We start from the raw sequence: 14222 nt of genomic DNA, 5'->3' as shown, positions 1-14222 counted from the left end.
TCGTCTTTTGGGCCCGCCCTCACGCAAGTTCGAGCGATCGTGGTTTGGATCGAACATGGATCCGGTATCGCACCGAGAAGGCAAGCCCTGTTACTTGCGAGAACGCACGCTCGGCAGTCTTCTCGGTGAATTCGATTCCGAGCACCCGCCGCATATCGTCTCGATTCTCGAACTCCCACCGGGTGTCGACGCGCGTGAGCGAGAATCCTTGAGCCTCGAAGAACGCTTCGACCGCCGCGGGATCGTATTTGGGCAGATCCGCCCTCATCCACTCCCCGTACTGGCCGGCGCTCACATCGAGATCCACGATCAGCAGGGCTCCCCCGGGCCTCAGGATGCGCATTGCTTCACGAATTCCCGGGCCGCAGCCTTTTCCGAAGAAGTACGCCGTACGGGCATGGACGAGATCGACTGAAGCATCCACCAGACCCGTGGACTCTGCTGAACCCTGGACTACGTCGATCGACGCCGAATCGCGGGTTCGTTCCCGCGCGGCCTTCACCAGCGGTGCGTGCGGCTCCACTCCGACAACACGACGGGCAGTACGAGCGAACTCCGGTAGATGGAACCCCGCCCCACAGCCGACATCGACGACATCGCGTCCAGTCCAGTCGACCCGGGCTCGCATCGCCGCCCAGAGGGAACCGTCGACGTCCTGCGCGCGGTTCTCGATTTCGTACACGTCCGGCCAATGCCAGATGTTCGGGCTGGGGATCGGCTTGGAACGGCCGGAGAAGAAATCACGCACGCGAAATCAGACGAGTGCGTACAGAATCAGCCAGGTGACAAATGCCGACGGCAGGAGTGAATCCAGGCGATCCATGATTCCGCCGTGGCCGGGAAGCAAGGTTCCCATGTCCTTGATGCCGAGTTCGCGCTTGATCTGCGATTCGATCAGGTCGCCGACCGTCGCGACTACCACCAGGACGACACCGAGCAGGACGCCGATCATCGAATTCGCGTCGAGTATCAACGTCACCGAAAGCAAACTGCCGATGACGCAGAAAATGAGGGAGCCGACGAATCCCTCCCAGGACTTCTTCGGGCTCACAGCGGGCACCATCGGATGCTTCCCGAACAGCACTCCAGCCGCGTAGCCGCCGATGTCGGAGCACACGACACCGATCATCAGGACGAAGACGCGACCGGGGCCGTCGTCTTCGAGCACCATCAACGCACCGAATGACGCCAACAGCGGGATCCACGCCAGAACGAACACCGTGATGGAGGTGTCTCTCAGGAAGTTCTTCGGGGTCGCCTTGAGGCCGTGGTCGAACAACCGCCACACCATGCATACCAGGACGGTCGCGGTGAATCCGCTGAGCACCCCGACCGGTCCCCACGGCCAGCCGAGCCAGATCGTGGCTTGCCCGCCGACGAGAAGCGGAATTCGCGGCACCTCGATGTCGGCTTCACGAAGCCGCGTGGTGACCTCCCACGTCGCGATGAACATCGCGATCGCAACGACGGCGATCCATCCGGGGGGCAGGAAGATCAAAGTGCCGATGACCAAGGCGCCGAGGCCAGCTCCGACGCCGATGGCGGCAGGTAGGTTCCTGCCCGCCTTCGACTTCGGCGGTTGCGCGCCCTCAGCGCCGCCCGTAGGCCCGTCCGTGACGGGACCACCGGCGGTTCCCTCTTGTGCGTGCACCCAAACTCCCTGATCTACTCCCGACGACAAACACTGCAAATGAGGAGGCTATACCTCCATCAACTCTGCTTCCTTGTGCTTGACGAGTTCCTCGACCGTGTGCACGTACTTCGCCGTGGTCTTGTCGAGTTCTTTCTCTGCGCGACCGACCTCGTCCTCGCCGGCTTCACCGTCCTTCTGGATCCGGCTGAGTTCGTCCATCGCCTTGCGGCGGATGTTGCGCAGCGTGACCTTCGAATCCTCGCCCTTGGACTTGGCCTGCTTCACCAGTTCACGTCGACGCTCTTCCGTGAGCTGCGGAACCGAAATGCGGATGATGCTGCCGTCGTTGGACGGGTTCACACCGAGATCCGAGTTGCGGATCGCCGTCTCGATCGCGTTGAGCTGCGAAGCCTCGTACGGCTTGACGATGACCATGCGGGCCTCGGGGACGTTGATGCTCGCGAGCTGCGTGATCGGCGTGATCGAACCGTAGTAGTCGATCACGATGCGCGAGAACATACCGGGGTTCGCGCGTCCGGTGCGAACCGAGCCGAGATCGTCCTTGGCTACCGTGACAGCCTTTTCCATCTTCTCTTCTGCCTCGAAGAGCGCTTCATCGATCACGGCTGTTCCTCCATGTTGTTCTGCATCATTTTTTGGGTGTCACTCACGACTTGATCAGGGTGCCGATCTTCTCACCGGACACCGCGCGAGCGATGTTTCCTTCGGTGAGGAGGTTGAACACCATCATCGGCATCGAGTTGTCCATGCACAGGCTGAATGCCGTCGCGTCCGCGACCTTGAGCTCACGTTCGATGACCTCACGGTGCGTGATCTGTTCGTACATCGTCGCGTCCGGGTCGAGACGCGGGTCGGCCGAGTAGACGCCGTCGACAGCCTTGGCCATCAGCACTACCTCGGCACCGATCTCCAGCGCGCGCTGCGCAGCAGTGGTGTCAGTCGAGAAGTAGGGCATACCCATCCCGGCACCGAAGATGACTACGCGCCCCTTCTCGAGGTGCCTACGTGCGCGAAGGGGGAGGTACGGCTCGGCGACCTGGCCCATGGTGATGGCCGTCTGCACGCGAGAATCGACGCCCGCCTTCTCCAGGAAATCCTGCAGAGCGAGGCAGTTCATGACGGTGCCTAGCATGCCCATGTAGTCGGAGCGCGCGCGATCGAGGCCACGCTGCTGCAGTTCCGCCCCGCGGAAGAAGTTTCCGCCGCCGATGACCACTGCAACCTGTACGCCCGATCGAACGACCTCTGCGATCTGCTCAGCCACCTTGGTGACCACGTCGGGATCGAGACCGACTTTGCCGCCTCCGAACATTTCGCCGCCGAGTTTGAGCAGGACCCGCTTGAATCCTGGACGTTCGTTGGCTGGTTCGGACATTGTTCTCCTCAGTTCGATACAAGACCTTGTAGGTCCTTCATTCTTCTTCTGCCGCCGAATCGGACACCGCGGCATAGGAATGCCCCCGGGACTCGTCCCGAGGCACTCTCATCCTGCCTCATCGGAGGCCCCAGGTACACGTAGACCCCGCCGGTAGAGCAAATGCTCTTCAGGCGGGGTCCATGTGTGCGGGCTCCGAATTAAGCGGAGGCGCCGACCTCGAAACGCACGAAGCGCTTGATGGTCACGCCTGCCTCGTCGAGGATCGCCTTGACGGTCTTCTTGGAGTCCGTGACCGAAGACTGCTCGGTCAGAACGACGTCCTTGAAGTAACCGTTGACGCGGCCTTCGATGATCTTCGGCAGTGCCTGCTCGGGCTTGCCTTCTGCGCGGGCGGTCTCTTCGGCGATGTGACGCTCGGAAGCGACGATCTCCTCGGGAACCTCGTCACGCGTGACGTATTTCGCCTTGAGTGCTGCGACCTGCATTGCAGCGCCGCGAGCGGCCTCAGCAGCAGCATCGCCTTCACCGGTGTACTCGACGAGAACGCCGACAGCGGGCGGCAAGTCGGAGCTGCGCTTGTGCAGGTAAACGGCAACGGGGCCGTCGAAGGAAGCGACGCGGCTCAGTTCGAGCTTCTCACCGATCTTCGCGGACTGCTCCGCAATGACGGTGTCGATGGTCTTGCCGTCGAGCTCGAGCGCCTTGAGAGCGTCGAGGTCAGCAGGCTTACCAGCAGCAGCGACGGTCACGATCTCGTCGGCCAGCTTGATGAACTCGTCGTTCTTGGCGACGAAGTCGGTCTCGCAGTTGATCTCGATCATGACGCCGTCCTTGGCGACGACGAGACCCTCAGCGGTGGTGCGCTCTGCGCGCTTTCCGACATCCTTCGCGCCCTTGATGCGCAGCTGCTCGACGGCCTTGTCGAAATCGCCGTCTGCATCTGCGAGTGCGTTCTTACATGCCATCATTCCGGAGCCGGTGAGCTCACGGAGCCGCTTGACGTCAGCGGCGGTGTAGTTCGCCATGATTAGCGAGCCTCCTCATGTGTCTGTTTCGGACCTAGGACTAACGGTGAAGCACGGCCTGACGGTGGTGCTCGGGCCTAACGGTGAAACGGCCCTGACCAAAAGAACTCTTGGTCAGGGCCGGTTTCAACGAATCAGGCCTCGGTGGCCGGTGCCTCTGCGGCGGGGGCTGCCTCAGCCTCTGCAGCCGGAGCTGCCTCAGCCTCTGCGGCCGGAGCTGCCTGCGAGAGCAGTTCCTGCTCCCACTCGGCGAGGGGCTCGCCTGCGCCGGCTTCGGGCTTCGCGTCCTTGTCGGCGCTCAGTCCTGCACGTGCCTGCACACCTTCGGCAACCGCGGAAGCGACAACCTTGGTCAGCAGTGCTGCGGAACGGATGGCGTCGTCGTTGCCCGGGATCGGGTAGTCGACGAGGTCGGGGTCGCAGTTGGTGTCCAGGATCGCGATGACCGGGATGTTCAGCTTGCGAGCCTCGGCAACTGCCAGGTGCTCCTTGTTGGTGTCGACGATCCACACCGCGGAAGGAACCTTGGCCATGTCGCGGATACCACCGAGGGTGCGATCCAGCTTGGTCATCTCACGCGTGAGCATGAGGATTTCCTTCTTGGTGCGACCTTCGAATCCACCGGTCTGCTCCATTGCCTCGAGCTCCTTGAGGCGAAGCAGACGCTTGTGAACGGTGGTGAAGTTGGTGAGCATGCCGCCGAGCCAACGCTGGTTGACGTAGGGCATTCCGACGCGAGTCGCTTCGGAAGCGATGGACTCCTGCGCCTGCTTCTTGGTACCGACGAAGAGAACGGTGCCGCCGTGGGCAACGGTCTCCTTGACGAACTCGTACGCCTTGTCGATGTACGTCAGCGTCTGCTGGAGGTCGATGATGTAGATGCCGTTGCGGTCGGTCAAGATGAATCGCTTCATCTTCGGGTTCCAGCGACGGGTCTGATGTCCGAAGTGGGTTCCACTATCGAGCATCTGCTTCATGGTTACGACAGCCATGGCTGTGTACCTCAAACTTTCAATCCGGTTGATGCAGGCGATCGGGTGATCCCTGCCCTGGCACCCGCACGGCCGTCGGACCTGTTTCGTGAGAACCAGGACCAGCCGAGGCCGGAAAACGTGCGCGGGCGCGCGAAGTCGGACTGTGCGAGCACAGACCGCTCGACAAGTGTACGTCCTCATCCCCCGATGCCATAACCACCCCGGAAGCAACAGACCGAACCGGCGGTTGTGGATCGGCGGCTACCTTGTGGATTACCCGTCTGATCTGCATTGAAGCGTGCGCTACTCCACGCAAGATCAAGGAATGACGATGTTGCGCGGAGCTCGACGAGGCGTGGCCTTCGCCGTGATCTCCTGCTGTGTCGCCGTAGGCACGGCGTCAGCAGACACGCGATTCGACTGGCCGCTCGCTCCTCGGCCGCACGTGGAACGCGCTTTCGACAAACCGGCCGAGAACTGGCTGCCGGGTCATCGCGGGGTCGATCTCGGCGGCAGCGCCGGCCAATCCGTCCTCGCGGCCGGCGACGGCATCGTGGTGTTCGCGGGAGTGGTCGCCGGAAAGCCGACGGTGTCGATCGATCATTCCGGCGGCCTACGCACGACCTACGAACCCGTCACCGCAGTCGTTCGCACAGGTGAACGCGTCGCAGCCAGGTCAGTGATCGGAACCCTCGAAACCGGGCACGAAGGGTGCGCTGTCGAAGCATGTTTGCACTGGGGCTTGCGCAGAGGACGCGAGTATCTCGATCCACTCGGACTGGTTCGGTCGCAACCGCTCAGGCTCAAGCCATTGAAAGGAGGCTGATCGGTCGCAGAAATCGGTCGCAGAATCAGTGCCACTCGGAAACGGCGTGCCGACCCACAGCGTCCGCGAAGTCGTCGGCCACCATCGCTGCCAGTTCCATGAACGCTCGTCTGGTGGCCGGTCGCATCAATTCGAGGTCCATCACCGACCCCTCCGCGAGATGCTCGTCGAAAGGAATGACCTCGACGGCGCGGCATCGACGCATGAAATAGTCCACCAACGCGTCCATGTCGATGACGCTCGACCCTGGTCGGGCGGCGCTGATGACGACGACGGTCCGCTCGACCAGATGGCCGTATCCGTGCAACTGAAGCCAATCGAGCGTTGCCGCCGCACTGCGCGCTCCGTCGATTGCCGGCGAACTGACGAGAACCAACGAATTGGCAAGATCCAGAACGCCGTTCATCGCCGAGTGCATGATCCCGGTACCGCAATCAGTGAGGATGATGTTGTAGTAGACCTGCAAGATGTCGATGACCTGGCGATAGTCGGCCTCGCTGAATGCCTCCGAAATCGCCGGATCCTGCTCACTCGCCAGCACCTCGAGACGACTCGACGACTGGGATGTGTGCACTCGAACGTCCGAATAGCTCTTTATGTCCGGTCTAGCAGCAATCAGATCGCGCACTGTCGAATTGGTCTGCAGCGGAACACGTTGTGCCAAAGTCCCGAAATCGGGATTGGCGTCAACCGCCACGACGCAGTCACCACGCAGCGAAGCAAACGTCGCACCGAGTCCGACCGTGACCGTCGTCTTGCCCACTCCCCCTTTGAGCGAGAGCAGAGCGACTCGGTAGTCGTTGCGGATCGGCTGCTCGATTCGGGCGGCCAGTGCACGGTTGCGCTGTTCGTTGGTCGAATCCCCCAGATTGACCACACCTCCGGTCGCACGATGCAATCCCCTACGCCAGCCGCCACGCGGCGTCCGTTTCGGGCGTTTCAGTAAAGCTTCGGCAACCAGATCCTGGTTTGTCACCTGCTGTTGACTCGACGGTGGCGGTGGCATGGACCAGACCTCTTGCAGTCGCGCCACAGGCTCCGGCGTCGGCGCCGGCTCGGGAGCCGGTTGCGGCGATTCGGACAGCCAGGCTGGTTGGCCGCTGTTCGGCAGGTGCTTCACATCTTGGCGGTTCACGAATCCCCCGGATATCGCATGTAATCGAGTGTCTCGATACGACGATCGAACTTTGTCGATTGTTCACTCTTCTGAGCTGCGACGCTACCAAATACCAGCCGAGAACTCGCGTCGCTCCACAAATCAGGCGCGCGGATGGGCCTGATCGTGGACGGATCGAAGCCGTTCGACCGACACGTGCGTGTACAGCTGAGTGGTCGCCAAACTCGCATGACCGAGGAGTTCTTGGACCACACGAAGGTCCGCACCACCCTCCAGCAAATGTGTCGCAGCCGAGTGCCGAAGCCCGTGCGGACCCATGTCGGGAGCCCCTGGAATTGCAGCCATGGTTTCGTGGACCACCGAACGCGCCTGACGCTGATCGAGCCGGCCGCCTCGAACTCCGAGGAGCAACGCTCGCCCGGACCGATCCGAACACAGCGCGGGTCGTCCGTGCTCCAGCCAGCCGTTCAGTGCCGATTCTGCGGGCAGGCCGTATGGCACCGACCGCTCCTTGTTCCCCTTGCCGAGAACACGAAGCAAACGTCGATCGGCATCGACCGACTCGACGTCCAGTCCACACAACTCGCCGACGCGAATTCCGGTGGAGTACAACAATTCCACGATGAGTCGGTCTCGCAGGGCGAGCGGCTCTTGTTGCTGCGCACCGCTTTCCGCCGCATCCATTGCGTCGAGGGCCTGGCTCTGACGCAGCACCGTCGGCAGCGTCCGGCGAGCGGGTGGAGCCGCCAGACGTGTGCCCGGGTCGACGGAAATGCGTCCGGTCTGCGCGAGCCACGCAGTGAACCCACGCGCCGAAGAAGCCCGTCGAGCTACCGTCGTACGGGCTGTTCCTACGGCATTCTGGGCGGCCAACCACGAACGCATGACACTTAGGTCGAGGCGGTCGAGATCTGCATTCTCCGAACCCGCGGAGAAATGGGTCAGCAATGCCCGCGCGTCACCGACATAGGCGCGGATCGTGTGTTCCGACCGGCCTCGGCTCAGTCGGAGGTGCTCGGCATACGCATCGAGGTGAACGCTCAAGCTCGCCGGCAATGCGTCAGTCATGAACACACGCTCGCTCGCCGCGATTGAAACTGCAAGCTCCCTCGCCGATAGGGTTGATCGGTGAATCGAGCAATTCCTCTGAAGATGTTGTGCGTACTGGCACTGATTTCCGCAATCGCTCCACTGTCCATCGACATGTACCTGCCCGGCCTACCGTTGATGGCGGATGCACTCGACACTACTGCGGCCAGCGTTCAGCTCACGCTGACCACCTTCATGGCAGGCCTCGGAATCGGCCAGCTGATCATCGGTCCGATCTCCGACGGACTTGGCAGGCGACGAATACTGCTGGCCGCGACAATCATCACGGCACTGAGCGGCGCGGCATGCGCGGTGGCGCCGAACATCGAGTTTCTCATCGGTGCACGACTCGTCCAGGGCTTGAGTGGAGGCGCTGCCATCGTTCTTGCCCGCGCTTGTATTGCCGACCGAGCGCGCGGCGACGACGCAGCGAAGCTCTTCAGCATCATGATGATCATCGGCGGTATCGCTCCCGTCGTCGCGCCACTGATCGGCGGCGCACTTCTCGGCCCCGTCGGATGGCGCGGAATCTTCTGGGTCCTGGCGGTCGCGGGCGCTGTAATGGTGGCTGGTGTCGTTTTGCTCGTTCCCGAGACACTTCCGCCCGAGCGACGCCACGGCGGCGGATTGAAGGCCCTGGTCTCGAATCTGCGATACGTGGTCCGCAATCGGCACTACCTCGGATATGCGCTCGCATTCGTCTTCGGATTCGGCGCCTTGTTCGCGTACATCTCCGCGTCACCGTTCGTCGTTCAGAACGTTCTCGGACTGAGTCCGTCACAATTCTCGATCGTGTTCGCAGTGAACGCCACCGGAATGGTCACGGCAGCGATGATCACCACTCGCCTGCTCGGTCGCGTCGGAGCACGCACGCTGCTGCGTTTCGGCGTGTGCCTACTCCTCATGGGCGGCGCCGTATTGTTCTGCACCAGCGTGGTTTTCAGTTCCACGAATACCTGGTTGATCTTGGTCCCACTGTTGGTGGCAATTTCGAGCATCGGGTTCATCATGGGCAATGCGACCGCTCTCGCCCAAGGAGAGGTCACCAACGCGGCCGGGACCGGTTCAGCGCTGATGGGAGCGGGCCAGTTCGGCTTGGCGGCGCTGGTTTCGCCGTTGGTGGGAATTGCGGGAGAAGACACGGCAGTTCCGATGGCAATCGCAATTCCCACCTTCGGAGTTCTCGCGGCCGTTGCGCTCGTGTTGCTGACTCGCGGCACGGCCGCCGCGAGTTAGTTTTCGGCCGCAGCGAGTTCGGACTTCCAGACCCGGAAGCCCTCTTCGGTGCGACCACGACGCCAATAGCCGGAAATAGAAGCGGCCGACGCCGGGACATTTCGTTCCTTGCGAATGTACGGCCGGAGGTTGTGCATAACGGCTTGCGCTTCACCGTGAATGAACACGTGCGGTTCGCCCGGCAACCACTCGAGAGCCTTGACCGCAGCGACAACCGGAGCGTTGTCGCCCGCCAATTCCTCGCCGACCGCGTCGGACGATGCCCCGCGATGCAGCCAGGTCACGGCAATACCTTCTGGGGCATCGAGCGCGATTTCGTCTTCCGGTCCACCGACTTCGACGACGGCGTAGCCGACCGCATCCGGCGCCAATCTCGCTATCGACGCGGAAATAGCGGGTATTGCGGTCTCGTCTCCGACGAAGAGATACCAATCAGCGGTTGGTGACGGCGAAAACGCGCCACCGGGTCCCCGCAGAGTAATCTCAGCGCCCGGCTGAACTGACGCGGCCCACGGACCTGCGACACCCATGTCGCCGTGGACGACAAAATCGATTGCAATCTCTTTGGCATCAAGATCGTACGAACGAATCGTGTAGGTGCGCAGTGTCGGCTGATCAGGAGTGCCGAATTCGATCTTTACATAGGAATCGCTGTATTCGCTGGGAGTGAACGACTCGAAGCCTGGTCCCCCGAGAAACACTCGTACCATATGGGGGGTCAATTGTTCGGTCCGCAGAACCGTCAATGCAGTTGTCGGCTTGGCCACAGAAAGATCCTTCCGAAAGTTAGTGTTACCTAACTAATGTACACGACAATTGCAGCACGAGGGCGAAATACCTCGCCGGCGACTCCACACAGCGCTCTGTCGACCTTTGTGCAGAGCGAAAGAAACCGACCAATCTGCTGGGTAAATTCGGTGCTGTTTAGACGAATTATTTGATCTGCTTCACACGGACGACCTGTCGGACAAAGCTGTCCGAGAACTCGGCAAAGCAACAGTAAAATACACCTCTGGCTCCCGGCGAGTTCGCCGAGAGCCAGAGGTGTATTTAATTCAATCTAGTGTGCAGCGTCGAAAGCGTCGATGATTTCCGCTTTGATACGCCCACGCGGAGCAACTTCGTAACCGTTCTTACCTGCCCAGTCACGGATGGCCTGGAGCGTCTCCTTGGAGCGTCCGGAACCTGATGTGGCCTGCGGAGATGCAGCCTGAGTCTTCTTGCCGCGCTTCCCGCTCACCTTCGCAGCAGCCTCGACGAACGGCTTCACCGCAGCGTCGAACTTCTCTGCATTGGTGGCGCGCAGATCGATCACGTAATCCGTTCCCTGGTAAGAGAACTCAATTCGATCACCGAATCCATCGTCAATCGGCTTACCATCAAGGTCGTCGATGAGTTGCCGAATCAGCTTCTCAGCCATTGCACTCCTCTTTCAATGATCGATTCAATTCTCCTTCACAATACACAGATAGAGCGTTGATGAACAAAAGAAGTTCGAAAGCCTTCACCGTTTCCGAACAGACTCAATGGTCCGAATTAGCAGCGGGTTAGCGGCATTGCCTCGACCGAACACGACCCTGAAAATTCTGCACATTCATCCCTCGGATGCCGGGTGTCAATCAATGCCCGCCGTCATCGTGATCCAGACTAATCGGACTTCCATGCACATTGACCTGAGGCTTTCCTGAGACCCGTCGAACTTGCAGGTCGGGTCGGCGAAACGCATCGAGAATTACATTGCACACAGTCGAGCAAATTCGTGAAAAATAGCCCTGACGTGCCATTTCCGATGCGCTGCGGGTATTGACGATTCACGGTCTTCGCAAACGATTAGTGAGCATCGCCACGCATGGTCTGACGGGCGCAGAAGTAGTTCACGTACTACCGCGTCCGAAACCAACCACTGGAATCAGAACTTGCAAATCCCTCCAGTTCGAGCAGAGGAAGAGTGGCACGAACCTGAGCTATGAGCAATCCCGATTCCTCGGACAACTCACGCGTACTGCGAGACCCCGTTCCCGGCAATGCTTCGTATACCAATCGAGAATTGCCTCGCAATGCGTCGATGTCACGCGTCGCGGCCGCATCCTCCGCGGAATCCCCGACACCAAATGGGCCTGAAGCTTCGACTACATCCACGGCATTGGAAACGAGTTGCGCTTCACCTTCGCGGATCATCCGGTGACATCCGGTCGACGATGCCGAGGTAACCGGTCCGGGCACCGCCATCACGGGACGGCCTAACTTCCGAGCCCAATTGGCGGTATTGCGTGCACCACTGCGCCAACCCGCCTCGACCACCACTACTCCGTCCGACAACGCAGCTACCAGTCGATTCCTAGCCAGAAACCGGAACTTTGCAGGTGTTGTGCCCGGCGGATATTCACTTATCACTGCACCCGAACTCGCTATCTGTTTGAGTAGTCGCGCATGCCCTGACGGATACGCTCGATCCACGCCACAGGCCAAGACAGCCAGTGTGTTTCCACCTACGCCCAATGCAGCGCGGTGCGCGGCCCCGTCGATACCGAAGGCCGCCCCGGAAATCACGGTCCATCCGTCGACAGCCAGGTCACCGGCAATCTCTGCCGTCACGTGTTCGCCGTACGCAGTAGATGCCCGCGTGCCCACAATTCCAACCGATCTCTCGGTCAGATCAACCAAATCCCCGGACCCCAACACCCACAACACAAATGGTGCCGTCTCACCCCCGGAAGGATCGAGTCCGTCAAAGGAAAGCATTCGCCACGCCGGCCAATCGGCGCAGTTCGGTGTTATGAGTCTGCCACCCATCGCCTCCATCAGGTCGAGGTCTCGTTGGGCTGTGTCGATGTGAGCGCGGGCTCGCGTCTTCTCCTCGATCGCGGGTGGCAGATCGCCGTTACGAACCGCCCTCGCAGTTTCTTCGACCCCGAGCTCGTCGATCAACATGGACATATACGCGCTAGGACCCTGCACGACGCGGGACAGATATGCCCAAGCGAGTAGTCGTGGATCGTGTGCAGTCATTGGAATCCCCTGTCTCGAAAGTCGAGTGCGGTGACAACTTGGTCTGGTCCGGGCATCGGCTCACCTGCCAGATCAGCGACACTCCAGGCAACCCGCAACGCTCGGTCCGCCCCACGAGCAGTGATGACACCTTTACGCAGCGCCCGTTCCACCGGTGCCAGCGCTGCACGCGAGAGTCTGAACTTCTGTCTCAACGCCGGCCCTGGTACCTCCGCGTTGGTCCGCCACCCGTACTCACTCCACCGCTGGGCTGCAGTGTCTCGAGCCGCCGCCACGCGCGCACGAACATCGCTGGTGCTTTCCCCCACTTCGTCGATCAGCGCTCCGGTTGCTACCGCCTGCATCCGGACCCTGATGTCGACTCGGTCCAACAACGGGCCAGACAATTTCCCCAGGTAACGGCGACGCGCCGCGGGTGCGCAGACGCAGTCCGCGTCTCGCGGCGGCGCGCATGGGCAGGGATTGGCGGCCAGGATCAGCTGGAACCGCGCCGGGTACCGCGCAACTCCGTCCCGCCGAGCGATTCGCACTTCCCCGTCTTCGAGTGGCGTGCGTAGCGCTTCGAGCACCTTCACCCCGATCTCGGCACATTCGTCGAGAAACAGCACGCCGCGATGGGCGCGGCTGACCGCACCAGGACGAGCCATCCCACTACCACCACCCACCAGCGAACTGACCGACGAACTGTGATGCGGCGCAATGAAAGGCGGCATATCTATCAACGGCCGATCCTCCGGCAACACCCCCGCCACCGAATGAATCGCCGTCACCTCCAACGACTCCCCCTCCGTCAACGGCGGAAGAATCCCCGGAAGCCTCTGCGCCAACATCGTTTTCCCGATCCCCGGCGGACCCGTCAACATCAAATGATGCGCACCCGCCGCAGCAACCTCGATCGCCCACCGAGCATCCGTCTGCCCGACAACCTCACTCAAATCACGCACCGTCACCACATCCGCACGCTCGAAAACATCAGGAACAGCCAGCGCCAACTCACCACGCAACCACCCGATCACCGCAGACAGATCGTCAGCGCCCAGCACTTCGATCCCCTTCACCAGGCCCGCCTCAGCCAACGCCCGAGCTGGAACCACCACAGTCCCCCACCCCGCCCGCTTCGCCGCAAGCACCGCAGGCAACACACCACGCACCGTCCGCAAACGACCGTCGAGCGCCAACTCCCCCAAAAACACAGTCTCCCGCAACAACTTCCGCGGCAACTTCTTCGCCGCATCGAGAACCGACAACGACAAAGCCAAATCGTAAACACTGCCCACCTTCGGCAACGTCGCCGGCGACAACGCCAAAATCACCTTGCTGTCCGGCCACTCCTCACCAGAATTGGTCACCGCGGCCCGAATCCGATCACGCGACTCGTGCAACGCAGTATCAGGCAGCCCTACCAAATGCACCGCAGGCAACCCGCGCCCGATATCCGCCTCGATCTCCACGATCTGCCCGTCCACACCACTGACCGCAACAGAATGCGCCCGCCCCAACGCCATCAGAACGCATCCACAAAATGCTCGACCGAAGGCACACCGTCCCGGCCGATCAACACCGCCACCACATCGAAGCGCACCCTCGACCACGACCGACCCGAATCAGTGAGCCAGTGCATCGCCAACACCCGAATCCGACGCTGCTTCGCGAACGTCACCGACTCCGCCGGACTCCCGTACCCGACACCAGAGCGAGTCTTCACCTCCACGAACACAATCCGATCACCGGACGTCGCAACAACATCCAACTCGCCGTACCGACAACGCCAATTACGTTCGACAATCTCCAAACCCGCATCGATCAGGAACTCGACAGCCACATCCTCGCCCCGAGCCCCCAACGCCATATTCCTCGCCATCGCAGCCCCCACCACTCACACGACCGCGCGCCCGCCCCATACGAAGCGCGTCC

The 14222-nt window shown here is 61.4% G+C and carries 15 protein-coding genes; 2 read left to right on the top strand and 13 right to left on the bottom strand.

Annotated features, from left to right (window positions below):
* Positions 1 to 19: 19 nt before the first annotated feature.
* The 6 genes from BH682_RS12045 to rpsB form a co-directional block, all read right to left on the bottom strand.
* Positions 20 to 748 (bottom strand): class I SAM-dependent methyltransferase, encoded by a 729-nt coding sequence (locus BH682_RS12045; RefSeq protein WP_075832972.1) that lies wholly within the window; start codon positions 746 to 748, stop codon positions 20 to 22.
* Positions 749 to 754: 6 nt separating this feature from the next.
* Positions 755 to 1651, bottom strand: a complete 897-nt coding sequence (locus tag BH682_RS12040; RefSeq protein ID WP_003942673.1) for a phosphatidate cytidylyltransferase — start codon at positions 1649 to 1651, stop codon at positions 755 to 757.
* Between the two features lie 48 nt (positions 1652 to 1699).
* Entirely contained in the window at positions 1700 to 2257 is a 558-nt protein-coding gene (gene frr, locus BH682_RS12035; protein ID WP_042924420.1) for a ribosome recycling factor, read from the bottom strand.
* A 43-nt stretch (positions 2258 to 2300) separates the two neighbouring features.
* Complete coding sequence (gene pyrH / locus BH682_RS12030; protein ID WP_003942722.1) at positions 2301 to 3029, bottom strand: UMP kinase; 729 nt, start codon at positions 3027 to 3029, stop codon at positions 2301 to 2303.
* 200 nt (positions 3030 to 3229) lie between these two features.
* Complete coding sequence (gene tsf, locus BH682_RS12025; RefSeq protein ID WP_007734877.1) at positions 3230 to 4057, bottom strand: translation elongation factor Ts; 828 nt, start codon at positions 4055 to 4057, stop codon at positions 3230 to 3232.
* Between the two features lie 134 nt (positions 4058 to 4191).
* Positions 4192 to 5049, bottom strand: coding sequence for a 30S ribosomal protein S2 (gene rpsB / locus BH682_RS12020; protein ID WP_003942709.1), 858 nt, complete (start codon positions 5047 to 5049; stop codon positions 4192 to 4194).
* A 313-nt stretch (positions 5050 to 5362) separates the two neighbouring features.
* Between rpsB and BH682_RS12015 the strand changes: the two genes are divergently transcribed.
* Complete coding sequence (locus BH682_RS12015) at positions 5363 to 5857, top strand: M23 family metallopeptidase (RefSeq protein ID WP_007734876.1); 495 nt, start codon at positions 5363 to 5365, stop codon at positions 5855 to 5857.
* A gap of 25 nt (positions 5858 to 5882) precedes the next feature.
* Here BH682_RS12015 and BH682_RS12010 read toward each other — a convergent pair whose 3' ends face one another.
* Together BH682_RS12010 and BH682_RS12005 are read right to left on the bottom strand one after the other, a co-directional pair.
* The gene (locus tag BH682_RS12010) at positions 5883 to 6992 is read right to left on the bottom strand and encodes a MinD/ParA family ATP-binding protein (RefSeq protein WP_075832970.1); all 1110 of its coding nucleotides are present in this window, start codon (positions 6990 to 6992) and stop codon (positions 5883 to 5885) included.
* A 123-nt stretch (positions 6993 to 7115) separates the two neighbouring features.
* Entirely contained in the window at positions 7116 to 8042 is a 927-nt protein-coding gene (locus BH682_RS12005) for a tyrosine recombinase XerC (protein WP_003942767.1), read from the bottom strand.
* Positions 8043 to 8126: 84 nt separating this feature from the next.
* On the opposite strand from BH682_RS12005, the gene BH682_RS12000 reads away from it, so the two are divergent.
* On the top strand, positions 8127 to 9299 hold the full coding sequence (locus tag BH682_RS12000) for a multidrug effflux MFS transporter (protein WP_075832969.1): 1173 nt from the start codon (positions 8127 to 8129) through the stop codon (positions 9297 to 9299).
* On the opposite strand, the gene BH682_RS11995 is transcribed toward BH682_RS12000, so the two are convergent.
* From BH682_RS11995 to BH682_RS11975, 5 genes are all read right to left on the bottom strand, one after another.
* Complete coding sequence (locus tag BH682_RS11995) at positions 9296 to 10066, bottom strand: siderophore-interacting protein (protein WP_075832967.1); 771 nt, start codon at positions 10064 to 10066, stop codon at positions 9296 to 9298. The two genes, BH682_RS12000 and BH682_RS11995, sit on opposite strands and share 4 nt — an antisense overlap.
* 293 nt (positions 10067 to 10359) lie before the next feature.
* Positions 10360 to 10719, bottom strand: coding sequence for a histone-like nucleoid-structuring protein Lsr2 (locus tag BH682_RS11990; RefSeq protein ID WP_075832965.1), 360 nt, complete (start codon positions 10717 to 10719; stop codon positions 10360 to 10362).
* A 461-nt stretch (positions 10720 to 11180) separates the two neighbouring features.
* Entirely contained in the window at positions 11181 to 12308 is a 1128-nt protein-coding gene (dprA, locus tag BH682_RS11985; protein WP_075832963.1) for a DNA-processing protein DprA, read from the bottom strand.
* Positions 12305 to 13813 (bottom strand): YifB family Mg chelatase-like AAA ATPase, encoded by a 1509-nt coding sequence (locus BH682_RS11980; RefSeq protein WP_075832962.1) that lies wholly within the window; start codon positions 13811 to 13813, stop codon positions 12305 to 12307. Before BH682_RS11980 ends, dprA begins: the two co-directional genes overlap by 4 nt.
* Positions 13813 to 14169: a YraN family protein gene (locus BH682_RS11975; protein WP_054825518.1), complete on the bottom strand. Its 357-nt coding sequence runs from the start codon at positions 14167 to 14169 to the stop codon at positions 13813 to 13815. Before BH682_RS11975 ends, BH682_RS11980 begins: the two co-directional genes overlap by 1 nt.
* Positions 14170 to 14222 lie beyond the last annotated feature (53 nt).

The organism is Rhodococcus sp. YL-1 (assembly GCF_001942025.1).
GTDB classification, from domain to species: Bacteria; Actinomycetota; Actinomycetes; order Mycobacteriales; family Mycobacteriaceae; genus Rhodococcus_F; species Rhodococcus_F qingshengii.
Note: the sequence above shows the minus strand (reverse complement) of the source record. Positions and strands in the feature narration are given on the sequence as shown.